The sequence below is a fragment of the Streptomyces sp. NBC_01275 genome, from assembly GCF_026340655.1.
Taxonomy (GTDB): domain Bacteria; phylum Actinomycetota; class Actinomycetes; order Streptomycetales; family Streptomycetaceae; genus Streptomyces.
The window spans coordinates 2351863-2377319 of sequence record NZ_JAPEOZ010000001.1 but is presented as its reverse complement, the minus strand read 5'-3'; the positions used below and the strand labels follow the sequence as shown (position 1 = coordinate 2377319).

Below are 25457 nucleotides of genomic sequence, written 5' to 3'. Positions count from 1 at the left end.
GTGCACCGCCCGGGGTCTGTCAGGATGGAGGCATGGGTCAGCCGGTGGAGCGCGAGTCTGGAGAAGCGGCGGTGTCCGAGCTTCCGCCGGGTCAGCGACTGCAGCGGGGCTGGCCGGTCACGCACTACGGCCCGGTGCCCAAGTTCCGGCCGGAGCGCTGGGAGTTCAGGGTCTTCGGGGCCACCGCCGACGGCGACAAGCGCTGCTGGAACCACGACGAGTTCACGGCCCTGCCGTACACCACCGTCGTGGCCGATCTGCACTGCGTGACGAAGTTCAGCATGCTCGGCTCCGAGTGGGGCGGGATCCCGGCCCGGACCATCCTGGAGAGCGCGCCGCCCGCCGCCGATGTCACCCATGTGATGGTGTGGGCGGAGTACGGCTTCAGCTCCAACCTGCGGCTGTCGGACTTCGCCTCCGAGCGCACGATCTTCGCCACCCACAAGGACGGCGAACTCCTCACCGCCGAGCACGGCTTCCCGCTCCGTCTGGTCGTCCCCCACCTCTACGCCTGGAAGGGCCCCAAGTGGGTCCGCGGCGTCGAGTACATGACCGCCGACCGCCGCGGCTTCTGGGAGGAGCGCGGCTATCACAACGTCGGCGATCCCTGGCGGGAGCAGCGGTACTCCTACCAGGAGAAGCCTGGGGACGGCCCCGAGCTCTGACTTCCGGTCCCCTCGCGGGTCAGTGGTGGTACTGGTGGACCACCGCGTGGCCCTTGCCGCGTCCGATCATCCACTTGTTGACGGGTGTCGTGACGGCGAAGGCGATGACGAGCGAGATCGCGAGCGAGGCCCAGAACAGGACGTCGGCGAGCTGTGCGTCCATCGCGTCCGGCCATAGCACGATCACCCCGTTGTCGATCAGCTCCATCACGGCGATCGACAGGGTGTCGGCGGCCAGCGCCACCCGGAAGGCGGCCCGGAAGCCGAGGCCCGCCTTCAGGATTCCGCGCAGGGTGAGCGAGTAGCCGAAGACGAAGGCCAGCGCGATCGCCAGGACGGTGGTCGGCAGATTGCCCCAGCCGAGCGCGGTGCCGATCACCATGCCGAGCACCTCGCCGATGGCGCAGCCGGTGAGGCAGTGCAGGGTGGCCTGGACGGCCATGGCCCAGGTCGCGGCGGGCGGGTGATGGTGCGCGTGCGTCTCGTGCTGCATACGTGCCCCCAATGTCGGACGACGGTTCCTGCACCGCGCATGAACCGTATACCCCCTAGGGGTATTCCAGGGCAGTGCCCAGGCTATCCGTCCCGCAACTTCTTCAGCCGCTCCACGTCCGCCGCGTGCCCCTCCTTGCCGCCGGGCGTCTCGATGATCAGGGGTACGTTCGCGGTCGCCGGGTGGGTCATCAGGGCGCGGAACGGATCCTCGCCGATGTGACCCGCGCCGATGTTCTCGTGCCGGTCCTTGTGGGCGCCGACGACGTCCTTGGAGTCGTTGGCGTGGATCAGCTTCAGCCGGCCCTCGCCGACCGTGTCCACCAGCAGGTCGAGGGTCTGGTGCATACCGCTCGGCCCGGTCAGATCGTGTCCGGCCGCGAAGATGTGACAGGTGTCCAGACAGACGCCCAGCTTCGGATGGGCGTCCAGCGCCTCGAAGTACGGCCCGAAGTCCCAGGTCCGTGAGCAGAGCGAGGAGCCCTGCCCGGCGGTCGACTCCAGCAGCAGGAACGGGTCGTCGTCATGGGTCAGCTCGTCCAACAGCGGCAGCAGACGCTCCCGCACCTGCTGCAGCGCCACGGACCGCTCCCGCCCGCCCGTCGCGCTCCCCGTGTGCACGACCACGCCCAGCGCGCCGATCTCCCGCCCCCGGCGCAGCGAGTGCCGCAGCGACTCCACCGACCGCTCCACCGTCGCCTCGGTGTGCGAGCCGAAGTTGATCAGATACGGCGCGTGCACGTACGCCGGGATCGACTCGGCCGAGCACGCCTCCCGGAAGGCCTCGTCCTGCCGCGGGTTCCCGGCGGGCGTGGCCCAGCCGCGCGGGTTGGCGACGAAGACCTGGACCGTCTCGGCCCGCAGGTCCTGGGCGTACGACAGTCCCACGGAGTGCAGTCCGCCGGCCACGGGGACATGGCCGCCGACGGGGTTGCGCGAGGGACCGGGCTGCTGATTGTTCACCCGTTCAGGGTGTCACGCGGCGGCGGGTCCCCCGGCCACGGGGGCGGTCCCGGGGGTGCTCCCGGTCATCGGATGGTGATCTTGATCGTCGAACCCTTGGGCGCGGACTCGCCGCCGTCCACGGACTGGCTCTTGACGGTGTCGCCGAACAGCCCCAGCAGTCCGCGGTCCTCCTCGACCTTGAAACCGGACTGTTCGAGGAGCGACTTGGCGTCGTCCACGCTCGCGCCGACCACGTCCGGGACCTCGACCATCTCCGGGCCCTTGGACAGCGTCAGCGTCACCGTGTCGCCGTCGGCGGCCTGACTGCCCTCGTCCGGGGTCTGCGCCGCGACCTGGCCCTTGTCGAACTCGGAGTTGATCTCCTCGGCGGAGACCTTCACCTCCAGACCGGCCTCCTCCAGCTCGGCCCTGGCGTCGTCCAGGTCCTCCCCGGTGACGTCCGGGACGTCGATCGGGCTGCCCTTGCTGACGACGATGGAGACCGCCGAGCCCGACCGCCGCTCCGTCCCGGCCTCCGGGTTGGTGCTGATCACGAACCCGTTGATGACGTCCTCGCTGAACGCCTTGGTGACCAGGCCCGGCTCCAGACCGTCCGACTTCAGCAGCTCCTCGGCCTTGTCCAGCCGGGAGCCCTTCACGTCCGGCACCTTCACGGTGTCCGGACCGTCGGAGACGGTGAGCGTCACCGAGTCGTTCTTGCGGATGCGGGAGCCCGGCTCCGGGTCCGTGCCGATGATCCGGCCGCGCTTGATGGTGTCGCTGTAGGCGTGCTCGACCTTGCCGACCTCGAGCCCGGCCGCCTTCAGCCGCTTCTCGGCCTGGCTCTGGGTCTTCGTCAGCACCGGCGGCACCTTGGTGAACTGACCGGAGTTGATGTACCAGACGCCCGTGCCGATGCCGAGCACCAGCAGGACGACGGTGACCAGCGCGAACACCCCGCGCCGGGGCCGCGCGAGGCGGCGCCGGGGCGGCAGCGGCGGCGGGCTCTGGAAGCGGGAGGTCCGGTGCACGCCGCCTTCGCCGTCGTAGGGGGCGTCGAGGCCGCCGTTCAGGAGCGGGTCGTCGTCCTCGTTGACGGGCAGCGGCCGCGGCACGGTCAGCGAGCGCGGGATCACGCTCGTGCGGTCCTCCGCGTTGTCGTGCTCCGCGGAGACGGCCTGCGGGGGCAGCGCGTCCAGCTGGTCCGCGCCGAGCGCACCGCGCGCCTCCCGCACCTGGGCGAGCAGCGCGACGGCGTCGTGCGGCCGGACGCTGGGCGTCCGGGCGGTGGCCGACGCGACCAGCTCGTCCAGCTCGTACGCCAGACCGGGCACGGCGGCCGAGGGCGGCGGGACGTCTTCGTGGAGGTGCTTGTAGAGCACGATCGCGGGGGAGTCCCCGTCGTGCGGCTTCTCACCGGTGAGCATCTCGTAGAGCACGACTCCGCACGCGTACACGTCGACCCGGGGGTCGGCGGCGCCCGGCTGCTCGATCTGCTCGGGGGCGAGATAGGCGACGGTGCCGAGGACGGCCCCGGTGGTGCTGGTCACGGTGTCCACCGACCGCACGAGCCCGAAGTCGGCGACCTTGACCCGCCCGTCGTCCCCTATCAACACGTTCTCGGGCTTCATGTCCCGGTGCACGAACCCGGCCCGGTGCGCGGCGCCGAGCGCGGCGAGGACCGGCTCCAGGATGTCCAGCGCGGCCCGCGGCTGCAGCGCCCCGCGCTCGCGCAGCACGTCGCGCAGCGTGCAGCCGGCGATGTACTCCATGGCGAGATACACATACGACCTGTCGGCGCCCTGGTCGAAGACCTGCACCACGTTGGGGTGCGCGAGCCGGGCGACGGACTTGGCCTCGCGGATGAACCGCTCGACGAAGGTGGCGTCCGCGGCGAGCGTCGGATGCATCACCTTGAGCGCGAGCACCCGGTCGAGGCGGGTGTCCACGGCCCGGTAGACCGTGGCCATCCCGCCGACCGCGATCCGCGCCTCGACGCGATACCGGCCGTCGAGCACCTGCCCGACGAGAGGGTCCTGAAGGGTCGTGTCCACATCCGCGAGTCTACGAGCCCCCGCTGACACCCCCACCGCCTCCGCCGATATCGCCGCAGGACTGCAGCTGACCTGTGACGCGAGAGCCAAGGAGGAGAGGCGCAGCGGAGGGCGGGCGAGGGGGGGACGGGCGAGGGGAGGAGGAGGGGGGCGGTCAGAAGGCGGGGCGCTCCGGGTCCAGCGTCGGCAGGCCCTCCGCGGGGGACGACGCCTCGGCGAAGTAACGGCGGGGGATCCGGCCCGCCAGGCGGGCCAGCCGTCCCGCTTCGACGCCGGCCCGCATGGCCGACGCCATCCGCTCGGGATCCTGCGCCCGCGTCACCGCCGACGCCAGCATCACCCCCGTACAGCCCAGCTCCATCGCCAACGCCACGTCCGACGCCGTACCGGCCCCCGCGTCCAGAATCACCGGCACGCGCGCGTGCTCGACGATCAGCTGGAAGTTGTGCGGGTTGCGGATGCCCAGGCCGGAGCCGATCGGCGAGCCCAGCGGCATGATCGCCGCGCATCCCACGTCCTGAAGCTTCCGCGCCAGCACCGGATCGTCGTTCGTGTACGGCAGCACCGTGAACCCGTCGTCCACCAGCGTCTCCGCCGCCTCCAGCAACTCGATCGGATCCGGCAGCAGCGTCCGCTCGTCGGCGATGACCTCCAGCTTCACCAGGTCCGTCCCCAGCGCCTCCCGCGCCAGCCGGGCCGTCAGCACGGCCTCCCCGGCGGTGAAGCACCCCGCCGTGTTCGGCAGCACCCGGATGCCCAGCCGCTCCAGCACCGACAGCACCGAGCCGTGCACGGAAGGGTCCACCCGCCGCATCGCGACCGTCGTCAGCTCGGTCCCGGACGCGACCAGTGCCCGCTCCAGCACCTCCAGGCTGGGCGCACCGCCCGTACCCATGATCAGACGGGACGCGAAGGACGTACCGCCGAGGAGGAAGGGATCGTCGGCCATGGCGCTCAACCCCCCTGCACAGCGGTCAGGACTTCCACGCGGTCGCCCTCCGAGAGGGCCGTGGCGGACCACTGCGCGCGCGGGACGACGGTCTCGTTGAGCGCGGCGGCCACTCCGGAGGGCGCGGGCGTCAGGGACCGTACGACGCTGTCGAGGGCCGTGCCGGGAGCGATCTCCCGTCGCTCGCCGTTGACGGAGACGTTCATGCGGGCTGCTCCGAGAGTGCGGCGGCGGCGAAGCGCCGGGGGGTGAAGGGGCGGGCCTCGTCCGGGAGCTCACCGGTGGCCAGGGCGTGCGCGAGGGCGTCGCCCGTGACCGGCGTGAGCAGCACGCCGTTGCGGTAGTGCCCGGTGGCCAGCAGCAGTCCGTCGAGACCGGTCGGCCCGAGCAGCGGCGCGTTGTCCGGGGACCCGGGGCGCAGCCCCGCGCGGGTCTCCGTGAGCGGCAGCTCGGTGATCCCGGGGACCAGTTCGTGGGCGTCGCGCAGCAGGCCGTACACGCCCCCCGCCGTCACCGTCGTGTCCCAGCCCAGTTCCTCGCTGGTCGCGCCCACGACCAGCTCGCCGTTCTCGCGCGGCACCAGGTAGACCTGGCTGCCGCGCACGACCGCCCGGACGGTGCGGCTCAGGAACGGCGCGTACCGCGGCGGCACGGTCAGCCGCAGCACCTGCCCCTTCACCGGGCGCACCGGCGGCAGCACGTCCGGCGGGACGCCCTCCAGCCGCCCGCTGAGACTGCCGGCCGCGAGGACCACCTGCCCCGCCGCCAGCGTCGTGCCGTCCCGGGTCACGACCCCCGTGGCCCGCTCGCCCGCCAGGGACAGCCGCTCGGCCCAGGCACGGTGGAAGACCACGCCCGCCCGCTCGCACGCGGCCACCAGCGCGCCGGCCAGCCGTCGCGGGTCGATCTGGTGATCGCCGTCCACGCGCAGCCCGCCCCGCACCCCCGGTGCGAGCAGCGGCTCGAGCCGTCGGCACTCCCGACCGGACAGCCACTCCGACTCCAGGCCCGACTGCCGTTGCAGGGTGTGCAGTTCCCGCAGATGGGCGCGGTCGTCGGAGTCCAGCGCGACCGCGAGCGTGCCGCACCGGCGGTAGCCGAGGTCATGACCGGTCAGATCGGTGAGCTCGGCCGCGAAGTCCGGGTAGCGGCGGGCCGAGGCCAGGTTGAGGCCGAGCAGGGTCTGCTCGCCGTGGTGCAGTTCGGTGACGGCGGCCAGCATCCCGGCCGCCGTCCGCGCGGCCCCGCCGCCCGGCTTCGGGTCCACCACGGCCGTGGCGAACCCGCGCTGCGCGGCCCGCCACGCCGTGACGAGCCCGATGATCCCGCCCCCCACGACCAGGACGTCTGAGGTGTCTGAGGTGTCCGAGGCGACTGCGGCAACTGCGGCAACTGAGGTCTCTGAGGTAACTGCGGTAGGTGTACGCGACATGGGCGTCCAGCCCCTCCCTTCGCCGGCATGACCCGGATCAGGTTCCTACGGTCGGAGGCCGCCAGCCTCCCTCTCAGCCCGGTGCGTCCGGACTCCCGCGAGTGCTCTAGTTTGGCCACCCTAGCGCCACGCTCCGTGACTCAGTAAGGGAGCCTCCTTCCGTGCCCCGTTCCCTCGACGGCCTCGTCCTGGCCCCCGTCGCCGACCAGGCCCCCGGTCAGGTCGGCGCCCGCACCCGCTTCACGTACCACGAGCAAGACGGCGTGATCTGGGCCGACTACGCGGGCGGCGACGTGGTACGCGGGCATCTGGTGGGCACCCGGGAGGGGGACCGGCTCGACTTCCGGTACGTGCAGCTCAAGCGGGACGGGACGACGTCCGCCGGGCACTGCGTGTCGACGGTCGTCGAGCTGCCCGACCGGCGGGTGCGCCTCGACGAGACCTGGGAGTGGGAGTCGCAGTCCGGCAGCGGGACCAGTGTCGTGGAGCAGGTCACGGAGCACGACGACTGACTGACCGTTCGTCAGCTGACTAAGGTGATCGGGTGAGCGAGCAGACGCAGGGAGAGAGCGGGCCGGTCGCGGAAGGCGGTTCGGCCGTACGGCGCGTGGTCGTCGTCGGCGCGGGCATGGCCGGGGTGCAGACCGCGGTCGCCCTGCGCGAGCAGGGCTTCGAGCAGGGCTTCGACGCGGCGGTGACGCTGATCGGCGCCGAGCCCCACCAGCCCTACGACCGGCCCCCGCTGTCCAAGGCCGTCCTGCTCGGCAAGGCCGAGGGCTCCGCCTTCGACGTCGACTTCGAGAGCCTCGGCATCGAGCTGCAGCTCGGCCGCGAGGTCCTCGGCGTGCGCCCCGCCGACCATGAGCTGGACACCGAGACCGGACCCGTCCCGTACGACGTCCTCGTCCTCGCCACCGGCGCCGAACCGATCCGGCTGCCCGGCTCCGAGGGCGTGCCCGGCGTGCATCTGCTGCGCACCCTGGACGACGCCGAACGGCTGCGGCCCGTGCTCGCCCGGCAGCACGACGTCGTGGTCGTCGGCGCCGGCTGGATCGGCGCGGAGTTCGCCACCGCCGCCCGCGAGGCAGGCTGCGCGGTCACCGTCGTCGAGGCCGCCGACCGGCCGTTGGCCGGGGCGCTGCCCGCCGAGGTCGCCGCCCCGATGGCCGCCTGGTACGCCGACAGCGGCATCGCCCTGCACACCCACACGCGCGTGGAGCGCGTCGAGCCCGGCGCGGTCGTCCTCGACGACGGCACGCGGCTGCCCGCCGGAGCCGTCGTGGTCGGCATCGGCGCCCGCCCCGCCACCGCCTGGCTGGCCGGTTCCGGCATCGAGCTCGGCGTGCACGGCGAGGTCGTGGCCGACTCCTGTCTGCGCACCTCCGTGCCGGACGTGTACGCGGTCGGCGACTGCGCCTCCTTCCCTTCAGGAAGGTACGGCGAGCGGCTTCTCGTCCACCACTGGGACAACGCCCTCCAGGGCCCGCGCACCGTCGCGGCGAACATCCTCGGCGCGGTCACCGGCGAGCCCCCCGCGGTCTACGACCCGGTCCCGTACTTCTGGTCCGAGCAGTTCGGCCGCTTCGTCCAGTACGCCGGCCACCACTCCGCCGCCGACACCACCCGGTGGCGCGGCGACCCCGCCGGCCCCGCCTGGACGGTCTGCTGGCTGCGCGAGGGCAGGCTGGTCGCCCTGCTCGCGGTGGGCCGCCCCCGGGACCTGGCCCAGGGCCGCCGACTGATCGAGTCGGGAGCCGCGATGAACCCCGAGCTCCTGGCGGATCCGGCCAGGCCGCTGAAGGCGGCGACGGCGTAACGTGCCGAAACCGCCTGGTCGGACGGGCCCGGCTTCCGACTGTCAGTGGCAGATGGCAGGCTTGTTCCCGTGACCGAGATTGACGCAAAGATCGATGCTCTCGTCCCTGCCTGGCTCACCCTGCCCGATATCGCCGAAATGCTCGATGTCGAGGTGACGCGCGTCCGGCAGCTGGTCAAGGAGGGCCAGCTCATCGCCGTACGACGTGGTGAGAACCGCGCGCTGCACGTCCCCGCCGCCTTCATCGACGAGGACAAGGTCGTCAAGGGCCTGGTCGGGACCCTGACGCTCCTGCGGGACGACGGCTTTTCGGACGAAGAGATGCTGGAGTGGCTCTTCACCGCCGACCCGAGCCTGCCCGGCACCCCCGCGCAGGCTCTGAGCGAGAATCGCGGCACGGAGGTGAAGCGCCGCGCCCAGGCGCTCGCCGTCTGAGCCGCTGATTCGAACAACCACCCGGTGTACGGGCCGCGGCCGCACGCTGTGCCGCGGCCGCGGCCCGTATGCCACCGCCCCGGGGGGACACACGCATGCCCGACACGCGTCTGCCTGACACGTCCATGTCCGCCACCGCCCGCGCCGCCCGCCTCGGCGACGCCCGGCTCTACCTCTGCACGGACGCCCGCACCCGCCAGGGCGACCTGCCGGAGTTCCTCGACGCGGTACTCGCCGGCGGCGTCGACATCGTGCAGCTGCGGGACAAGGGCATGGAGGCGGCCGAGGAGCTGGAGCACCTGAAGGTGTTCGCCGACGCGTGCGCCCGGCACGGCAAGCTCCTCGCGGTCAACGACCGCGCGGACGTCGCCCACGCGGCCGGCGCCGACGTCCTCCACCTCGGCCAGGGCGACCTGCCGGTCCCCGCGGCCCGCGCGATCCTCGGCGACGACGTCCTCATAGGGCGCTCCACGCACGCCGGGGCGGAAGCGGAGGCCGCCGCCGTCCAGGACGGCGTCGACTACTTCTGCACCGGCCCGTGCTGGCCCACCCCCACCAAGCCCGGCCGTCACGCCCCCGGTCTCGACCTGGTCCGCCGCACCGCGTCCCTCGGCGCCGACCGCCCCTGGTTCGCCATCGGAGGCATCGACCTCGGCAACCTCGACGAGGTGCTGGAGGCGGGCGCCCGCCGCGTGGTCGTGGTCCGGGCGCTCACCGAGGCGGACGACCCGCGCGCCGCGGCGACGGAGTTCGCGAAGCGACTGCGGAGCGTGTGAGCCGTGGAGCGCATGAACCGCCAGGACGCTTTTCGGTCGGAGACCTGTCCGAGGGGTGGACAAAACAGGCCGACAATTCGGGCGAATATCCGACGTCCGGTTGGGTGTCCGCCGCCCCCTGGCTAACCTGCGGGTATGGCCCTCGGAACCGCATCCACCAGGACGGACCACGCGCGCACCGTGCGTGACATGCTGGCGACCGGCAAGACGACGTACTCGTTCGAGTTCTACGCGCCGAAGACGCCCAAAGGTGAGCGGAGCCTGTGGAACGCGCTGCGCAGGGTCGAGGCCGTCGCCCCCGACTTCGTCTCCGTGACCTACGGCGCCGGTGGCTCCACCCGGGCCACCACGGTTCGGGAGACGCAGCAGATCGTCGTCGACACCACCCTCACCCCGGTGGCGCATCTCACCGCCGTCGACCACTCCGTCGCCGAGCTGCGCAACATCATCGGCCAGTACGCCGACGCCGGGATCCGCAACATCCTCGCCGTGCGCGGCGACCCGCCCGGCGACCCGATGGGCGACTGGGTCCCGCATCCGCAGGGCCTGACCTACGCCGCCGAGCTCGTCCGGCTCATCAAGGAGTCGGGCGACTTCTGCGTCGGCGTCGCCGCCTTCCCGGAGATGCACCCGCGCTCCGGGGACTGGGACGCGGACGTCGAGCACTTCGTCGACAAGTGCCGGGCCGGCGCCGACTACGCGATCACGCAGATGTTCTTCCAGCCCGAGTCGTATCTGCGCCTGCGCGACCGGGTGGAGGCGGCCGGCTGTGCGACGCCGGTCATCCCCGAGGTGCTGCCGGTGACGAGTGTGAAGGCGCTCGAGCGGCTGCCCAAGCTCAGCAACGCCCACTTCCCGGACGCCCTGAAAGAGCGGATCCTCACAGCCAAAGACGATCCGGCCGCTGTACGCTCCATTGGCATCGACTTCGCCACGGAGTTCTGCGCACGGCTGCTGGCCGAGGGAGTGCCCGGACTGCACTTCATCACGCTCAACAACTCCACGGCGACGCTGGAAATCTACGAGAACCTGGGCCTGCACCATCCGCCGCAGGCCTAGACCGGTCGCACCGACATACGACACACTGCGTAGCGGCCACTGGGAGAGGGGCGTACATGGGCTGGACGGTCCTCTACATCGCGTTCGGCATCGTCGCGTTGTGGCTGCTGGGCGAGGTCCTGCTGCAGTACAAGGCACGGCTGCGCTGGCGGCTGCTGGCCTTCGTCGGCTTCCTCGGCGTGGTTCTCGGTGTCCTGATTCCGTCGGTCGTCGTCATCGGCCTGGGCGCGATCGCCTTCGCGGTCGGCCAGACCTACGTCACCCTGTCGTTCCGCCGCGGCTTCGCCGAGGGCTGGGCCGTCCGGCGCGCGGACGCCGAGAGCGTCGAGGACCCGGGGAGCTTCGGGAACTCCGAGAACGCCGAGAGCAAGGCCGGTGGCAGCAAGCGCCGCCGCGGCAAGGCCGAGCGCCGGGACCCCACCCTCGAGGTGTCCGGCCTGGAGGCCGCCGAGGCGGCCGGCTACGACGCCGAGTCGCCGTACGGCGGCGACGACATGGCGTTCGGCCAGGACGCGAACTCCTACGGCGACAAGAGCTCCTTCGGCGACGACGACTACGACCGCGACGACGTCTTCACGCCCGCCGCCCGTGCCGGCGAGAGCGCGTCCGTGTACGAGCCGCAGCCCCTGCCCGACGACACCGGCTCCTACGGCGTGTACAGCGACGCCGCCTACGCGGCCGCCACCGGCCAGCCGCAGCCCCAGGACCAGTACGCGACGGCCGCCCAGGGCGCGGACCAGACCTACGGCTACGACAACTACTCCGGGTACAGCCAGCAGCAGTACGGCTACGACACCACCGGCGAGCAGCAGTACGCCGCCTACTCCGACCCGTACATCGGCACCCAGACCTACGGCGGCGGCTCCTACGACGCCGGCTACGGCCAGCAGCAGTACGGGCAGGGCTACGGCCAGGACCAGTACGGCGCCAGCGGCTACGGGGAGACCCCGGCCGGCGGCGTCTGGGTCCCGCAGCAGCGCAGCACCGACGATCCGCTCGGCGGCGAACTCCCGCCCGAGCAGTCGTACCCGTACCAGGGCGACGGGCAGCAGGGCGACGGGCAGCAGCAGGGGAACGGGCAGCAGCAGGGGAACGGGTACGACGAGCAGTATCGGTTCTGACAGGCGCTTCGCCTTCGGGGCCGACCGGCGGCCGGCCCTTCGGGGCTGACTGTCAGGAGCTCACCGGGAACTTGCCGGGCCTCACCGGGAGTTCACTGCGAGCCCCGGAACTCCGGTCCCTCCACGATCAGTCCGGCCACCAGCGCGCCCGACATGCCCGCGTGCGGGAGTCCGCCGCCGGGATGCGACCAGCCGCCGACGCCGAACAGGCCCTGCAGGCCCGTGGAGTTCGCCGGGTGCAGCAGCCGGCCCCCGGCCGCGGCCAGCGCCGGCGCCGGGATCGCCCCGCCCGTCGCGCCGGTCTCCGCGGCGATGTCGGCGGGCGTGCGCAGCTCGCGCCACAGGATCCTCTCGCGCAGGCCCGGTAGGGCGCGTTCGGCGACGGAGACCAGCGCGTCCGCGTGCTCGCCGCGTATCTCCGCCCCGGCGGGGACCACGGCGCTGAGCGTGACCGCCTCGTGGTCGCCGTCCGGCGTCAGCGCGGCGTCGCCGGGGCGCAGCACCGTGACCGTCGGCCGCGCGGGCACGGCCGGCGCCGTGCCGAACAGGCTCTCCAGCTCGGCCTCGCGGTCCTCGGTGTGCACCACCGTCCGATGCGCCGTCCCCTCCGGCCGACCGCCGCGCAGCGCCAGCAGCACGGTCAGCCGGCTCGGCAGGCCCCGCTGGGGGGCGACGGGGGCGACGGAGTGGCCGTCGGCGCGCGCGTGGGCGTCCGTGTGGGTGCCGGTGTGGGCGCGCAGGCCCGCGGTGTCGCCGGGGGCGACCACGAAGTCCGCGTCCACCACCGTCCCGTCGGCCAGCTCCACGCCCGCCGCCCGCCCGTCCTTCTCCATGACCCGCGTGACCTCGGCGCCGAACTCGAACGCGACCCGGCGGGCCAGACACCGCTCGTACACCGCGCGGGCCAGCTCCCGGACGCCCCCGCGGACGTGCCATGTGCCGAAGGCGTGCTCCAGGTACGGCAGTACGGCCGCGCTCGCCGGGGCGGCCCGGGGATCCAGGCCGTACGCGAGCGCGTGCGCCTCCAGGAGCGCGGCGAGCCGGGGGTCGCGCAGCTCCCAGGCGCCGATCTCGGCGAGGGTGCCGGCCCGGCGGGTGCGCAGCAGGCGCTTGTGCGGGACGGCCGGATAGGGCTCGCGGTCGGCCAGCACCGACCAGTTCGGCCACAGGGGCTCTTCCAGGAGGGGCCGGCGCGTACGCTCCCAGGCCTCGCGGGCGCGGACCAGGAAGTCGCCCCAGCGCTGCCCGGCGCCCGACCCCAGCGCCTCGTCCAGAGCGGAGACGACGCCCGCGCGCGAGGCGTTCGGCAGGGACGCCTCGACGCCGTCCGCGAACACATGCCGTGCCGACGGGTCGACCTGGACCAGCTCGACGCACGCCTCCAGCGGCTCCTTGCCGGTCTTGACGAACAGGTCGCGGTAGACGGCGGGCAGCGGCAGCAGTCCCGGGCCGGTGTCGAAGCCGAACCCGTCCCGCTCGAAGCGGCGCACCGACCCGCCGTACGTCTCCGTACGCTCGTACACCGTCACCCGGTGGCCCGCGACGGCCAGCCGGGCGGCCGCCGCCAGCGCGCCCATCCCGGCGCCGATCACCGCAATCCGTCCCATGCCCGCGACTTTATCGGCCGGCACTGACAACGCCGTCGCGGGCCCGTGGCCGGCGGCGTCACGTCATGCGCGGCTCACCAGGGCGGTGAGCCGGTCCCGCTCGCGATCCGGCGCTCCTCGCGCCGCTGGGCCCTGCCGCAGGAACCGTCGGATCCGCGAGACCAGGAGGAACAGCACCACCGGCCCGGCCGGCAGCGGCGCGCCCGCGATGGCGGCCGCCGCGCCGGAGGGAGTACGGACACGGACGCGATCGTGACCAGTGGGCCGCGTCGCGTCCTGAGGATGAGTGCGCAGGCCTGAGTACACGTACCTAGGGAGTGAGTTGAGTACGCGCGCGGATGGGGGACGACCTGCGCGGACGGGAGAGTGGAGACACGGAGAAGGGGCGCGGCTCCGGCACCGGCGACACGGGGCGCCGGAACGGAGCGGCCCTCGATCCGCTCCTTCCGCCGACCGGCGACCGGTTCGGCGGGAGCGAGGCACGGGGGGACCCGGGGGAAGGACCGAACGGGGGAACAACGGGGGAACGCAGGAAACGGGGGAGCACGAGGAAGCGCCGGTTCGCGGTGGTCCACGGGGGACGTGGCCACGACGGACCGGCGCTTTCGTGCGCACACGCGCGTGCCGTCTCCCCTGCGCGTGCGGTCGCCCTACGTGGGTCTCCCGCGCGCGCCCTCTCAGGAGCGGCCGCTCACCCGCCCCTGCAGCAGCCGGGACAGTGCCGCGTGGACGTCGTCCAGGGACCGCTCCGGCTGGAAGGCCTGCCAGTCGAGGGCGGCCACCAGGACCATGCCGACCAGCGCGGCGGCGGTCAGCTGGACGTCGATCTCGTCGCTGAACTCGCCGTCGTCGATGCCCTCGCGCAGCACGCCCTCGACGACGGCCACCGCCTGCTGGCGGACCACCATGAGCGTGGACTGCCAGGCCCGGTTGGTGCGCCAGAGCTCGGCCACGTACAGCTGGGTGAAGGACGGGTAGCGGTCGATGAAGACCAGGCCCGCGCGGATCATCGCGTCCAGGGCGTCGACCTTGCCGCCTCCCTCGCGTGCCGTGCGCTCGGCCGCCTCCCGGAGGGAGGCGGTGAGGAGGCCCACGCCGTGCCTCAACAGCTCCTCGAAGAGGACCGACTTGCTCGCGAAGTTGTAGTAGACCGTGCCCTTCGCGACGCCGGCCCGTTCGGCGATCTCGTCCACCGTGGTGGCGGAGAAGCCCTGCTCGGCGATGAGGGTGACCGCCGCCTCGTAGAGCTTCTGCCGAGTGGCCTCGCGGCGGGTGCGGCCGCCTGACGTGGTGCTGCTTTCCATGGTCCCGATTGTCACAGGAACCCGAGCCCCACGAACCCGACCTTGCGGAACCCGGCCAGGAGCCCGACCTTGCGGAACCCGGCCCTCCGAAGGCCGCGCGCTCACAGGGTCAGCTCCGGGTGCAGCCGGTCCAGGGTCCACACCTGGCGGCGGCGGGCCGACAGGGCGGTCAGCGCGAGGGCGCCCGCGGTGAAGGCGACCAGCACCACGCACGCGTGCCACACCGGTTGCAGACCGCCGCCCGTGATGAGCCTCCTGAGCGCCTCGACGACGTAACTCATCGGCAGGTAGGGGTGGATCGCGTTGAAGAAGCGGGGGCTCGTCTGCACGGGATAGGTGCCGCCCGCGGACGTCAGCTGGAGCATCAGCAGGGCGAGGACGAGGATCCGGCCCGCCGCGCCGAAGCGGGCGTTGAGCCACTGCACGAGGGCCGCGAAGCACGCCGTCACCACGAACAGGAAGCCCACGGTCCCGGCCGTCCGGGCCATCTCCAGGCCGATCGCCCAGTGCAGCACGGCCATCAGGGCCGTCGTCTGCAGCACCCCGATCGCGACCACCGGCAGCCAGCCCGCCAGCGCGATCCGCCACGCCGAGGCGCCCGCGGCGAGCGCCCGCCGGTTCAGCGGCGCGATCAGCATGTACGCCACCATCGCGCCCACCCACAGCGACAGCGGGATGAAGTACGGGGCGAAACCGGTGCCGTAGTTGGGCGCCTTGTGCAGGTCCTCGGAGGCGAGCTGCACGGGGTCGGCCATGACGGCGGTGCGCGCATCGCGGTCCTGCTCGTCGTAGTCGGGGATCCGCGCGGCGCCGTCGTGCAGTCCGTCGGCGAGTTCGCCGGATCCGTCGACCAGCCTGAACATGCCGCCATTGAGGTCCTGGGCGCCGGTCTCGAGCGCGGTCACGCCCTCGTCCAGGTCGCCGGCCCCGGTCTTGGCGGTGCCGAGCCCGGTGTGCAGCTTCTTGGCGCCCGCGGCGACCTCCGAGGCCCCGGTGTTCAGCTTGTTGACCTTGGACACGGCGTCGTCGAGGTCCTCGGAGAGGTGCGGGGCGCGGTCGGCGAGGGCCTGCGCCTGCTCCTGGAGCGTGCCGAGGTTCGTGCGCAGCGTCTTCAGGTCGCCGTCCTGGTCGGCGATCAGCGTGGTGAGGTCGTCGGCGATCGTCGCGATGTCGGCGGCCGCGTCCCTGGCCTTCTTCAGGTCGGCGCAGGCGGTGTCGGGCAGCACCTGGCTCTCGCAGCGCGCGGTGTAGACGGCGCCGAGGGCGTCCGAGGCCGTGTGGGCGCCTTCGGCGGCGGTCGGCGCTGCCTTCACCAGGGTGTCGAGGTCGGCGCGGACCGTCCCGGCGGCGTCGGCGACCAGCTGGGCGGTGTCCCCGATGGTCTTCTCGTTGTCCTTCAGGAAGGGCCCGACCTTGGCGGCGACCCCGTTGACCCTGTCGGCGAGCGCCTGGGTGCCGTCCGCGACCTTCTGCGACCCGTCCTGAAGGTCGCCGGCGCCCGTGTCGAGCTTCTTCAGGCCCTTGGACAGCTTGCCGCTGCCGCTCTCGGCGTCCTTCAGCCCGTCGGCGAGGCTCTTGGAGCCCTTCTCGGCCTTCCCGATCCCGTTCTCCAGGTCGGAGGCCCCGTCGGCGGCCTTCGCGGTCGCGCCGTGGATGTCGGAGAACGAGATGAACATCTTGTCCAGGAACGACCGCGAGGCCTTGGTGGAGGCCGCCGTGCGCACCTCGCTGAAGACCGTCCGCGAGATCTGCCCGACGATGTAGTTGTTCGCGTCGTTCGTACGCACCTGAAGGGCGCCGGTCTCGGGGGAGTCGCCCGCGCTGGAGGCGATGCGCGTGCTGAAGTCGGCGGGCATGGTCAGCGACAGGTAGTACGTCCCGTCCTCCACGCCCGCGCGTGCCTGCGCGGCGCTCACCTCGTGCCAGTCGAAGACCTCGCTGTCGCGCAGCCCGCGCGTGATGTCGTCGCCCGCGGTGATCTTCCTGCCCTCGGCGGTCGCCCCCTTGTCGTCGTTGACCAGCGCCACGGGGATGCGGTCCAGCCGGCCGTAGGGGTCCCAGAAGGACCACAGATACAGCGCGCCGTACAGCAGGGGCAGCAGCAGGAGCGCGACCAGCGCGGCCCGCGGGAGCTTCCCCCTCCCGAAGCGGCGCAGCTCAAGCGCGGCCAGTCTCGGCGAGCGCATCCGCCGACTCCTCTCCCTGCACGACGGATTCCGTCATGGATTCCTCGGCGGCCTTCTCGGCGACACCCTCGACGACGTCCTCGCCTGCTTCTTCTCCGGGCTCTTCGGCGGCCGTCGCGGCCCGCGCGCGCGTGGACACCGACACGACCCCTTCGGGGGCCTGCGCGCACACGGCGACGACCGTCGTCCCCGCCGCGGCGAGGGACCTGAGCAGCGCCCACGCCTCGCCCCGTTCGGCGTCCGTCAGCTTCAGGTCGACGTCGTCGACCCCCAGCAGCCCCGGTCGCCCGACGAGCGCCAGAGCCACCGACAGCCGCAGCGCCTCGACCCGCTCCAGATCCCGTACGGCGGTCCGCGCGCCCTTGGGCAGCGCCTCGCGGTCGAGCCCGGCGGCGCTGAGCGCGTCGTCGATCCGCAGCCGCGCCTGCGCCGCCCGTTCCGTACGCGGCCGCAGCAGCTCCCGTACGGAGCCGCCGAACCGCCGTTGCAGCAGCGCCCGTTCGCGCAGGTGCTCGCCGACGGTGAGGGCGGGGTCGAGGTCGGTGACGCCGGCGACGTTGGCCAAAGCGCTGACGCGGCGCACCGCCGCCAGCTGCTTCGGCAGCGTCGCCGCGCCGACGCCGGCCGTCCCCTCGGTGGCCTTCATCCGCCCGGTGAGCGCGAGCAGCAGACTCGTCCGGCCGGAGCCGGAGGGCCCCTCGACCGCGATCAGCGAGCCCGGCTCGGCGTCGACGTCGACGCCGCGGAACGCCCATCCGCGCGGGCCTTCGAGGCCGAAGCCTGCGGCTGTGATGCGGACGCCTCCCACTGTCCCCCCTGACTTCTGCATCCGAGTGGTGCACCGCTCCGGTGCATCCGAGTGGTGCACCAGAGTTTTTGAACTGACTGGTCAGTGCAAAAACTAGCCCGAACCTACGATCGAAGCAAAAGCGCAGGTCAGAACGGATTGTCAGTGCCATAGCTCACGATGGGCACATACGCGGCACCTCGTCGCAGGGTGTGCCGTCACACGACGACAGGAGGTTCGTCATGGCCAGCTCCCACGCAGCCGCCGCCCACCGGCGCCGCGCCACCGGCCCTGCCCCCTCACTGAACGGCCCGGCGAGCGACGTGCACCCCGTGCTGCGCCGGACGACCGCCCCGCCGGCCGCCCTCGACCTGCTCGCCCAGGCCCGCGCCGGACTGGACGAGGCGGCCGCCCTCGAGACGTCCAACGAGCGCTACGCCACGGCCCACCTCGCGGCCCTGCGCACAGCCGCCGCCGTGCTCGCCGCCCGAGGCCGCCCGGACCCCTCGCCGCGCCGCCGGGCGCGCATCCGCAGCGCCTGGGAGGTGCTCCCCGAGATCGCGCCCGAACTCACCGAGTGGAGCGCGCTGTTCGCCTCCGGAGCCCGGCGCCGTGCCCGGGCCGAGGCCGGCATCCAGGGCGCGGCCAGCCGCCGCGACGCCGACGACCTGATACGTGACGTGGCGATGTTCCTCCGCCTCGTCGAGCGCATGCTGGTCCTCCAGCCGGTCCTTCCGCAGCCACGCCAGGACGGGCGCGGCGGCGCCGACCCCGACGGCCCCGGACCGGGCCGGACGATGCCCGACGCGGGCTGAGCGGTGCTCGCCGCGGCGCACCGCAGTGCCCGGGTCCGGCGGCGGAGGCAATAGGGTGGAAGACGCCTGAAGCCTTCCCTCGGCCCGCCCGCACCGCCGGCGGTGCGCGGGGAGGCAGCCCGATCGCTCCGCCGCGCAAGAGGCGGTGCCGCGCCGAGGAGTCAACTGCCGTGTCGGACCCGATGCGCCCGCCCGTCTCCCCCCACCGCCCTCAGCCGACGTCGCTGCGCTCCGACCCCCCTCGACCCCGCGCCTCGCTCCGTACCGCCGTGGTCTGGGAGGTCCTCCAGGAGGCTCTGGAACGCCGGGTCAAGGCCACCGGCCGTGAGTCGCTGGACGTCCTGGACACCGGAGGCGGCAGCGGCAACTTCGCGGTGCCCGTCGCCCGCCTCGGGCACCGGGTCACCGTCGTCGACCCCAGCCCCAACGCGCTCTTCGCCCTGGAGCGACGCACCGCCGAGGCCGGCGTCGCCGACCGGGTGCGGGGCGTCCAGGGCGACGCCCACGGCCTCTTCGACGTGGTCGAGCGCGGCGGCTACGACGCGGTCCTGTGCCACGGCGTCCTGGAGTACGTCGACGACCCGGCCGAGGGCGTCCGCAACGCGGTGGCCGCGCTGCGCTCCGAGGGCGTCCTCAGCCTGCTCGCCGCCGGCCTCGGCGGAGCCGTCCTCGCCCGTGCTCTCGCCGGGCACTTCAACGAGGCCCGCCAGGCCCTGGCCGACCCGGACGGCCGCTGGGGCGCGGGCGACCCCGTGCCGCGCCGCTTCACCGCCGAGCAACTCGCCGCGCTGGTCGAGGGCGCGGGCCTCAGGGTCGGCGCCGTGCACGGCGTCAGGGTCTTCGCCGACCTGGTCCCGGGCGTCCTCGTGGACACCGAGCCCGGCGCCATGGACGCCCTGCTGAAGCTGGAGGAGGCCGCCGCCCAGCTCCCCGCCTTCCACTCCGTGGCCACCCAGCTTCACGTGCTCGGCGAGACACCGGGGGCCGACGAGGCCTGAGCGGCTGCCGGGGCGCAGCGCTGATCAGGGACTTGGCTGCACATGGAGTACGCCACAGGCCCCCCGTTCGAGCGCTGTGCGCCGTATGATCGAGGGAGACCGCCCGGCATGACGGGTCGGCCGTTGGGGAATGGAATCTTCAGCGGACCGGGACGTCCATGACGGGCTCCGGTTGGCCAATTGGCGTAGAGGGGCGGGTTTCACGGGGGCGATTCCCTGCCTATCCTGAAGGGACCCCCCGGGTCGCCCCGGCGACTGCACGATGAGGAGGACTCCGTGCCGCTCTCGGAGCACGAGCAGCGCATGCTCGAGCAAATGGAGCGAGCGCTGTACGCCGAAGATCCCAAGTTCGCGTCGGCGCTCGAGGGAAGCGGGCTGCGTACGTACACCCGGCGGCGGGTCTACCAGGCGGTCGCCGGCTTCCTTGTGGGTATCGCGCTCCTCATGGCCGGTATGGTCGCGAAGCAGGTCTGGCTCAGCGTCGTGGGCTTCCTCGTCATGCTGGGCTGTGCGGTGCTCGCCGTGACCGGCTGGCGCAAGGCCCCCAAGCCGGGCGAGCAGCCCGCGGCAGGAGCCTCCGGCGCCCCGCGCACCCGCGGTCAGGGACGGCAGAAGCGCTCGGTGATGGACCGTATCGAGCAGCGCTGGCAGCGCAGGCGTGACGAGCAGCAGGGCGGCGGTCAGTGACACCGTCCGTGCTTTCCGCGCCGTAGCCGCGCACAGACGCTACAGACGTTGATGAGGGGTGACCGCCCGACCGGGCGGTCACCCCTCACGCATGCCCGGCCCACCGCCCCTGCCCGCTTCCACGCCACCGCCTTCCAAGCGCTCACGGCGTCGCCGGGCCGGCCGCCGCCCCAGCCCCAGCCTTCGCCCTCGCCCCCATTCCCGTCTCAGCACAGCGTTCGGCCCCCGCCCCCGGATCTCGCCCGGGGCGGGGGCCGAACGTCGTCGTGCTGTTTCCAGCCGATCCCAGCCGATCCCAGCCGACCTCAGCCGACCTCGGTCCGCTGTGCCTCAGCCGCCCTCCTGGCCGGACGGTCGCGGGCGTCGGAGCAGGGCCGTCAGGGTCGCCAGCCGGGCCGCTCCGGCCGCCTGGAGCGCCGTCCAGCGGTCGTTGAGGTCCCACAGGGCGCGGACGGCGGAGCGCGGCGCGACGACGGCGCGCACGCGCGTGGTCCAGCCGACCTTCGCCCGCAGGGACGTCCGCACGGTGCGCACCTCGTCGGCGAGACCGGCCTCGGCCCGTGGCTGCGGTGCGAACAGCACCTGCTCCACGGCGCCCGCGACCCGGTGCACCGACCGTGCCGCCGTCTCGTCCAGCTCCCCGATCCGGACGATCCGCGCGGCCGCCCGCCGTGGCGTCAGCGCCTCGTCCGGCTCGATGCCGAAGTCCCAGGCCGTGTCGGTGAGCTCACGCCAGACCGCCAGGACATGCGCGACGGCCGCTTCCGTGGCCTCCTGCGTCGGAGCGTCCAGCCGGATTCCCGGACCGGTGTACCCGTCCTCCAGGCCGTCGGCTCCGCCCTTGCCGCGGCCGCGGGCGGGCGGCGACCCGGCCGCGGCGGACGCGGAGTGCTGGGCCGATGCCAGCCGCATCGAGCGCCGCCTCAGCCGCCACAGCATCGGCAGCAGGGGGAGGGCGATGCCCGCGGCCCCCAGCAGCGTCCAGCCGGCGATCTCGTACCAGGGCGGGCCGCCGCCGTTCTGCTGCGTCGGGTCCAGCGGCAGCGCCGCGGCGCAGCCCTCGAGCTTCTTGTCCTCGGCCGAGCAGCTGGTGCTCGCCGACGCCTCGGCCGACGGCGCCGCGTCCGCCGAACGCGTGGCCTGCGGCAGATCGGGCACCGCGTCGCCCGAGGTGTCCGGCAGCGTGTACGGGGGCGTCGTGCCTCGGGTCGGGGTCGGCTCGAAGCGGGTCCAGCCCACGCCCTCGAAGTACAGCTCGGGCCAGGCGTGCGCGTCCTTCAGGCCCACCGCCACCGAACCGTCCGCCTGCGGGGTGCCGGGGGCGAAGCCCACCGCGACCCGGGCCGGTATGCCCAGCGTGCGGGCCATCGCCGCCATCGCGAACGAGAAGTGGACGCAGAAGCCCCGCTTGTCCCGCAGGAAGCGGGCGATCGCGTCGGGGCCGCTGCCGACCTGCACCTCGGTGTCGTACTCGAAGCCGCCCGTCACCGCGAAGTAGTCCTGGAGCGCGACCGCCTTCTCGTAGTCGCTCGTGGCGGCCTTGGTGATCTCGCGGGCCTGACGCGCCACCACCGACGGCAGCGAGTCCGGCACCTTGGTGTAGGTGTTCCTGATGGAACCGGGAGCCTCCGGGGCGGAGGCCAACTGCTCCGCCGTCGGCTGCACGTCGAGGCTCTTCACCTCGTACGACCTGCCGCTGGTGTTCTGGCCGTGGTCGCCGACGAGGGTCATGCCGACCGGTTCGTACCGCCAGTTGCCCTTGATCTTCACGCCGCTCGGCGGGTAGGGCATCGGCAGCCAGCTCTGGGCGTACCCCTCGGAGGCCGAGACGCGGGTGGTGATCTCCGTGCGCTTGACGTCGGAGCCCAGGCCGGTGGGCGTGGGGAACTCGTCGGGCACGGCGACGATGTGGCGCTTGGCCGGCTTCCACGTCGTGCCGTCGAAGTCGTCCAGGGACACGATCCGCAGATACATGTCCGAGATGTCGGCGGTGTTGGTGCGCAGGTTCAGGACCGTGCGGTCCTCGTCCACGTTCAGACTGTCGCGCAGCGACACCAGCGGGTTGACCGCGGAGATCGTGCCCCCGCCGCCGTTGCCCGCGCCCACGCCGCCGCCACCGCCCAGCAGGCCCTCCTGTATCGCCGGCAGCGGCAGCAGCGGTATGACCAGGGCGACGCCCAGGGCGGCGACGCCGATCCGCCGGCCGGTGCGCACGGGAGCCACCGGGCCGGGCTGTTCGCCCGCTGCGCGCGGGGCGCCGGCGAAGACGCGGCCCCACTGGGAGAGCCGCTCCCGGCCCTCGGCGAGGAGCAGCATCAGATAGCCGGCGGCGGCGACCAGGAACCACAGCCAGTCGGTCGCCCCGTCGGACAGGCCCGCGGCGACCGAGTACAGCGCGAGCAGCGGCAGACCGGCCGGGGCCGCGTTGCGGAAGGTCACCGCGAGGGTCTCCACCGCCAGCCCGATCACCAGCACGCCGCCGATCACCATCAGCCGGATGCCGTCGGACAGCGGGGCCGGGATCGCGTACCGCCCCACGTCGTCGGCGCCCGCCTGGAGCAGGTCGCCGAAGTGCTGGAAGGCCTCCGGGCCGGGGAGCAGCCCGAGGAAGGCGTGCCCTCGGGCGAAGACCAGAGTCAGCAGCACCAGCGTGACCAGGGCCTGGGCGGCCACGGTCAGCGGCCGGGCCAGCGGCGCCCGTCGCACGGCGGCGCCCACCCCGGACTGGATCGCCAGCAGGAGCGCCGCCTGGAGGAACCACGTCGCCGGGTCCACCAGGGGCAGCATCGCGCACGCCGCCATCAGCGTGGCCGCCGCGGAGCACAGCGTCAGCCGAGCCCGACCGCTCATGATCCCGCCTCCCCCGCCCGCGTCCCGCCCGCCGTCACGACCCCCGCCTGCTCCCGGCCGGCCTGGCGCCAGAGCTCGTCAAGCGAAGCGCCCCGCGGCACGCTCAGGGCCGTCCAGCCCGCCTCGCGCAGCATCCGCAGCCGCTCCTCCTGCCTGTTCATCGGATCGGGCACGCCGTTCGGTTCACGCACCCAGCCGTCGCCGTCCAGCAGGAACGCCACCGCGCCCCCGCTGCGTCGGCGCATCTTCGCGGCGACCGCCGCCTGCTCCTCGTCGAGGTCGCCGAGGAAGGCCACCAGCAGCCCCTCGTTGCCGCGGCGCAGCACGTCGTAGGCCCGGGACAGGCCGGTGCCGTCGGAGTGGTCGACCACCGCGAGGGTGTCCATCATCAGCCCGGCCGCGTCGGCCGTCTCCTGGCTCGCCCCGGCGAAGCCGTCGGCGCCCTCGCCGGGCACCGAGTTCCCGGTGTCCGTGAGCAGCCGCACGGAGAAGCCCCGCTCCAGCATGTGCACCAGCGCGGACGCGGCGCCCGAGACGGCCCACTCGAAGGCCGAGTCGGGGCCCGCGCCCTGGTAGGCGAGGCCGCGGGTGTCCAGGAGGACCGTGCAGCGCGCCCGCTGGGGCTGCTCCTCGCGGCGCACCATCAGCTCGCCGTAGCGGGCGGTGGAGCGCCAGTGGACCCGGCGCAGGTCGTCGCCGTAGCGGTAGCCGCGCGGGATCACGTCGTCCTCGCCGGCCAGCGCCAGGGAGCGCTGCCGCCCGTCGCCGTACCCCTTGGCCTCGCCGGTCAGGCGGACCGGGGGCAGCGGCTCCACGCGCGGGATGACCGTCAGCGTGTCGTACGTCGAGAAGGAGCGGGTCAGTTCGCACATGCCGAACGGGTCGCTCAGGCGCAGCTGGAGCGGGCCCAGGGGGTAGCGGCCGCGCAGGTCGGAGCGGACCCGGTAGGACACCTCGCGGCGGCCGCCCGCCTCGACCCGGTCCAGGACGAAGCGGGGGCGCGGGCCGAGCACGTAGGGCACCCGGTCCTGGAGCATCAGCAGGCCGGTGGGCAGCCGCGAGACGTTCTCCATCCGCAGGTGGACGCGGGCCTCGCTGCCGGCGGGGACGCGCGCGGGGGAGAGCCGGCGGCTGCCGGCGACCCGGTAGCGGGTGCGGTAGACGACGCCGGCGCAGATCAGCGGCAGGGCGGCCAGCAGCAGCCCGACCCGCAGCAGATCGGGCTGTCCGAGCACATAGGCGCAGACGGCGGCCGCGACGCCGGCGGCCAGGAAGGAGCGCCCGCGGGTGGTCAGACCGGCCAGGGCGGTGCGTGCGCCGCCCTTCTCGCCGCGGCCGGTCTCCGGCAGCCCGGTCCCCCCGGCGCTCATCACAGCCTCCGCGGCGGCCGGCCGTACGCCTGCGTGCCGTGGCCCAGGCCGTAGCTGGGGCTCTGCTGGGGAGCCGCGGGCACCGAGGTGCGCTGCAGGATCTCCTCGACGACCTGCTCCGCCGTGCGGCGGTTCAGCTGGGCCTGGGCGGTGAGCAGCAGCCGGTGGGCCAGGACGGCCACGGCGAGGTTCTGCAGGTCGTCCGGCAGTGCGTAGTCCCGGCCGCTGAGGGCGGCGGACGCCTTCGCCGCGCGCAGCAGATGCAGCGTCGCGCGCGGGGAGGCGCCGAGTCGCAGGTCGGGATGGGTGCGCGTGGCGGAGACCAGGTCGACCGCGTAGCGGCGGACGGACTCGGCGACGTGGACGCCGCGGACGGCGTCGATCAGCTTCACGATCTCGTGCGCGTGGGCCACCGGCTGGAGGTCGTCCAGGGGGCTGACCCCGCCGTGCACGTCGAGCATCTGCAGCTCGGCCTCGGCGCTGGGGTAGCCGATGGAGACGCGGGCCATGAAGCGGTCGCGCTGCGCCTCGGGCAGCGGGTAGGTGCCCTCCATCTCGACCGGGTTCTGCGTGGCCACCACCATGAACGGGCTGGGCAGCTCGTAGGTCTGCCCGTCGATGGTGACCTGGCGCTCCTCCAGCGACTCCAGGAGCGCGGACTGCGTCTTCGGCGAGGCGCGGTTGATCTCGTCGCCGATCACGATCTGCGCGAAGATCGCGCCCGGTTTGAACTCGAAGTCCCGGCGCTGCTGGTCCCAGATGGACACGCCCGTGATGTCCGAGGGCAGCAGGTCGGGCGTGAACTGGATGCGCCGCACGGAGCAGTCGATGGACCGCGCCAGCGCCTTGGCGAGCATCGTCTTGCCGACGCCGGGGACATCCTCGATCAGCAGATGCCCCTCGGCGAGCAGCACGGTCAGCGAAAGCCGTACGACCTCGGGCTTGCCCTCGATCACTCCCTCCACCGAACTGCGGACACGCTCCACAGTGGCGGTCAGATCTGTGAGGCTCGCTCGCTCGTCATAGGTCGTCACCCGGCCCTCCTCGGCCCACACTTTCAACGGGCCGTCGCTCTGTGCTGCGGACCGGCCCACCCCGAATCACGTGCG

The 25457-nt window shown here is 73.2% G+C and carries 23 protein-coding genes and 1 riboswitch; of the genes, 10 read left to right on the top strand and 13 right to left on the bottom strand.

From position 1 onward, the window contains the following. Positions 1 to 32 precede the first annotated feature (32 nt). The gene (locus tag OG562_RS10240; RefSeq protein WP_266396036.1) at positions 33 to 665 is read left to right on the top strand and encodes a sulfite oxidase-like oxidoreductase; all 633 of its coding nucleotides are present in this window, start codon (positions 33 to 35) and stop codon (positions 663 to 665) included. Positions 666 to 684: 19 nt separating this feature from the next. Here the strand turns inward: OG562_RS10240 and OG562_RS10235 are convergent, their stop codons facing one another. The 6 genes from OG562_RS10235 to thiO form a co-directional block, all read right to left on the bottom strand. After that, positions 685 to 1158: a DUF4396 domain-containing protein gene (locus OG562_RS10235; protein ID WP_266396034.1), complete on the bottom strand. Its 474-nt coding sequence runs from the start codon at positions 1156 to 1158 to the stop codon at positions 685 to 687. Positions 1159 to 1241: 83 nt separating this feature from the next. Continuing rightward, positions 1242 to 2120, bottom strand: a complete 879-nt coding sequence (locus OG562_RS10230) for a deoxyribonuclease IV (RefSeq protein WP_266396033.1) — start codon at positions 2118 to 2120, stop codon at positions 1242 to 1244. 65 nt (positions 2121 to 2185) lie between these two features. Next, the gene (gene pknB / locus OG562_RS10225) at positions 2186 to 4156 is read right to left on the bottom strand and encodes a Stk1 family PASTA domain-containing Ser/Thr kinase (RefSeq protein ID WP_266396031.1); all 1971 of its coding nucleotides are present in this window, start codon (positions 4154 to 4156) and stop codon (positions 2186 to 2188) included. 154 nt (positions 4157 to 4310) lie between these two features. Next, positions 4311 to 5105, bottom strand: coding sequence for a thiazole synthase (locus OG562_RS10220; protein ID WP_266396030.1), 795 nt, complete (start codon positions 5103 to 5105; stop codon positions 4311 to 4313). A 5-nt stretch (positions 5106 to 5110) separates the two neighbouring features. Then, positions 5111 to 5311: a sulfur carrier protein ThiS gene (thiS, locus tag OG562_RS10215; protein WP_266396029.1), complete on the bottom strand. Its 201-nt coding sequence runs from the start codon at positions 5309 to 5311 to the stop codon at positions 5111 to 5113. After that, a complete protein-coding gene (gene thiO / locus OG562_RS10210) occupies positions 5308 to 6441 on the bottom strand; it encodes a glycine oxidase ThiO (protein WP_266396028.1) in 1134 nt (377 codons plus the stop codon). Before thiO ends, thiS begins: the two co-directional genes overlap by 4 nt. A 93-nt stretch (positions 6442 to 6534) precedes the next feature. Continuing rightward, a riboswitch (TPP riboswitch) is annotated at positions 6535 to 6646 on the bottom strand. Between the two features lie 52 nt (positions 6647 to 6698). On the opposite strand from thiO, the gene OG562_RS10205 reads away from it, so the two are divergent. The 6 genes from OG562_RS10205 (at position 6699) to OG562_RS10180 (ending at position 11744) form a co-directional block, all read left to right on the top strand. Beyond that, positions 6699 to 7049 (top strand): hypothetical protein, encoded by a 351-nt coding sequence (locus OG562_RS10205; RefSeq protein ID WP_266396027.1) that lies wholly within the window; start codon positions 6699 to 6701, stop codon positions 7047 to 7049. Positions 7050 to 7165: 116 nt separating this feature from the next. Further along, positions 7166 to 8353: an NAD(P)/FAD-dependent oxidoreductase gene (locus tag OG562_RS10200; protein WP_266409150.1), complete on the top strand. Its 1188-nt coding sequence runs from the start codon at positions 7166 to 7168 to the stop codon at positions 8351 to 8353. A 69-nt stretch (positions 8354 to 8422) separates the two neighbouring features. After that, a complete protein-coding gene (locus tag OG562_RS10195; protein WP_266396026.1) occupies positions 8423 to 8788 on the top strand; it encodes an Rv2175c family DNA-binding protein in 366 nt (121 codons plus the stop codon). 110 nt (positions 8789 to 8898) lie between these two features. After that, complete coding sequence (gene thiE, locus OG562_RS10190; RefSeq protein ID WP_266409147.1) at positions 8899 to 9564, top strand: thiamine phosphate synthase; 666 nt, start codon at positions 8899 to 8901, stop codon at positions 9562 to 9564. Between the two features lie 135 nt (positions 9565 to 9699). Beyond that, entirely contained in the window at positions 9700 to 10623 is a 924-nt protein-coding gene (gene metF, locus OG562_RS10185; protein WP_266396024.1) for a methylenetetrahydrofolate reductase [NAD(P)H], read from the top strand. Between the two features lie 56 nt (positions 10624 to 10679). Beyond that, on the top strand, positions 10680 to 11744 hold the full coding sequence (locus tag OG562_RS10180; protein WP_266396023.1) for a hypothetical protein: 1065 nt from the start codon (positions 10680 to 10682) through the stop codon (positions 11742 to 11744). A 92-nt stretch (positions 11745 to 11836) separates the two neighbouring features. Here OG562_RS10180 and OG562_RS10175 read toward each other — a convergent pair whose 3' ends face one another. The 4 genes from OG562_RS10175 to OG562_RS10160 all read right to left on the bottom strand — a co-directional run bounded on the left by OG562_RS10175 (position 11837) and on the right by OG562_RS10160 (position 17670). Next, the gene (locus tag OG562_RS10175) at positions 11837 to 13351 is read right to left on the bottom strand and encodes an NAD(P)/FAD-dependent oxidoreductase (RefSeq protein WP_266396022.1); all 1515 of its coding nucleotides are present in this window, start codon (positions 13349 to 13351) and stop codon (positions 11837 to 11839) included. Between the two features lie 677 nt (positions 13352 to 14028). After that, positions 14029 to 14655 (bottom strand): TetR/AcrR family transcriptional regulator, encoded by a 627-nt coding sequence (locus tag OG562_RS10170; protein WP_266396021.1) that lies wholly within the window; start codon positions 14653 to 14655, stop codon positions 14029 to 14031. A gap of 101 nt (positions 14656 to 14756) precedes the next feature. Continuing rightward, positions 14757 to 16841 (bottom strand): YhgE/Pip domain-containing protein, encoded by a 2085-nt coding sequence (locus OG562_RS10165; protein WP_266396020.1) that lies wholly within the window; start codon positions 16839 to 16841, stop codon positions 14757 to 14759. Continuing rightward, positions 16813 to 17670 (bottom strand): ATP-binding cassette domain-containing protein, encoded by an 858-nt coding sequence (locus tag OG562_RS10160; protein ID WP_266396018.1) that lies wholly within the window; start codon positions 17668 to 17670, stop codon positions 16813 to 16815. Before OG562_RS10160 ends, OG562_RS10165 begins: the two co-directional genes overlap by 29 nt. A gap of 200 nt (positions 17671 to 17870) precedes the next feature. On the opposite strand from OG562_RS10160, the gene OG562_RS10155 reads away from it, so the two are divergent. From OG562_RS10155 to OG562_RS10145, 3 genes are all read left to right on the top strand, one after another. After that, the gene (locus OG562_RS10155; protein ID WP_266396017.1) at positions 17871 to 18443 is read left to right on the top strand and encodes an SAV_6107 family HEPN domain-containing protein; all 573 of its coding nucleotides are present in this window, start codon (positions 17871 to 17873) and stop codon (positions 18441 to 18443) included. A 170-nt stretch (positions 18444 to 18613) separates the two neighbouring features. Beyond that, on the top strand, positions 18614 to 19441 hold the full coding sequence (locus OG562_RS10150) for a methyltransferase (protein WP_266396016.1): 828 nt from the start codon (positions 18614 to 18616) through the stop codon (positions 19439 to 19441). Positions 19442 to 19717: 276 nt separating this feature from the next. Next, on the top strand, positions 19718 to 20128 hold the full coding sequence (locus OG562_RS10145) for a DUF3040 domain-containing protein (RefSeq protein ID WP_266396014.1): 411 nt from the start codon (positions 19718 to 19720) through the stop codon (positions 20126 to 20128). Between the two features lie 330 nt (positions 20129 to 20458). Here the strand turns inward: OG562_RS10145 and OG562_RS10140 are convergent, their stop codons facing one another. Genes OG562_RS10140 through OG562_RS10130 form a run of 3 tightly spaced genes read right to left on the bottom strand, consistent with a single transcriptional unit; the run spans position 20459 to position 25382 of the window. Next, entirely contained in the window at positions 20459 to 22978 is a 2520-nt protein-coding gene (locus tag OG562_RS10140) for a DUF3488 and transglutaminase-like domain-containing protein (RefSeq protein WP_266396012.1), read from the bottom strand. After that, complete coding sequence (locus OG562_RS10135; protein WP_266396010.1) at positions 22975 to 24348, bottom strand: DUF58 domain-containing protein; 1374 nt, start codon at positions 24346 to 24348, stop codon at positions 22975 to 22977. Before OG562_RS10135 ends, OG562_RS10140 begins: the two co-directional genes overlap by 4 nt. Further along, entirely contained in the window at positions 24348 to 25382 is a 1035-nt protein-coding gene (locus OG562_RS10130; protein WP_266396008.1) for a MoxR family ATPase, read from the bottom strand. The genes OG562_RS10135 and OG562_RS10130 overlap by 1 nt, the downstream gene beginning before the upstream one ends. Positions 25383 to 25457 lie beyond the last annotated feature (75 nt).

What these genes read in the sequence shown, in the direction of transcription:
- OG562_RS10240 (WP_266396036.1), top strand. Translation starts at nt 33, where the DNA reads ATGGGTCAGCCGGTGGAGCGCGAGTCTGGAGAAGCGGCGGTGTCCGAG.
- OG562_RS10235 (WP_266396034.1), bottom strand. Translation starts at nt 1,158, where the DNA reads ATGCAGCACGAGACGCACGCGCACCATCACCCGCCCGCCGCGACCTGG.
- OG562_RS10220 (WP_266396030.1), bottom strand. Translation starts at nt 5,105, where the DNA reads ATGGCCGACGATCCCTTCCTCCTCGGCGGTACGTCCTTCGCGTCCCGT.
- thiS (WP_266396029.1), bottom strand. Translation starts at nt 5,311, where the DNA reads ATGAACGTCTCCGTCAACGGCGAGCGACGGGAGATCGCTCCCGGCACG.
- OG562_RS10200 (WP_266409150.1), top strand. Translation starts at nt 7,166, where the DNA reads ATGGCCGGGGTGCAGACCGCGGTCGCCCTGCGCGAGCAGGGCTTCGAG.
- metF (WP_266396024.1), top strand. Translation starts at nt 9,700, where the DNA reads ATGGCCCTCGGAACCGCATCCACCAGGACGGACCACGCGCGCACCGTG.
- OG562_RS10180 (WP_266396023.1), top strand. Translation starts at nt 10,680, where the DNA reads ATGGGCTGGACGGTCCTCTACATCGCGTTCGGCATCGTCGCGTTGTGG.
- OG562_RS10175 (WP_266396022.1), bottom strand. Translation starts at nt 13,351, where the DNA reads ATGGGACGGATTGCGGTGATCGGCGCCGGGATGGGCGCGCTGGCGGCG.
- OG562_RS10170 (WP_266396021.1), bottom strand. Translation starts at nt 14,655, where the DNA reads ATGGAAAGCAGCACCACGTCAGGCGGCCGCACCCGCCGCGAGGCCACT.
- OG562_RS10165 (WP_266396020.1), bottom strand. Translation starts at nt 16,841, where the DNA reads ATGCGCTCGCCGAGACTGGCCGCGCTTGAGCTGCGCCGCTTCGGGAGG.
- OG562_RS10160 (WP_266396018.1), bottom strand. Translation starts at nt 17,670, where the DNA reads ATGCAGAAGTCAGGGGGGACAGTGGGAGGCGTCCGCATCACAGCCGCA.
- OG562_RS10155 (WP_266396017.1), top strand. Translation starts at nt 17,871, where the DNA reads ATGGCCAGCTCCCACGCAGCCGCCGCCCACCGGCGCCGCGCCACCGGC.
- OG562_RS10140 (WP_266396012.1), bottom strand. Translation starts at nt 22,978, where the DNA reads ATGAGCGGTCGGGCTCGGCTGACGCTGTGCTCCGCGGCGGCCACGCTG.
- OG562_RS10135 (WP_266396010.1), bottom strand. Translation starts at nt 24,348, where the DNA reads ATGAGCGCCGGGGGGACCGGGCTGCCGGAGACCGGCCGCGGCGAGAAG.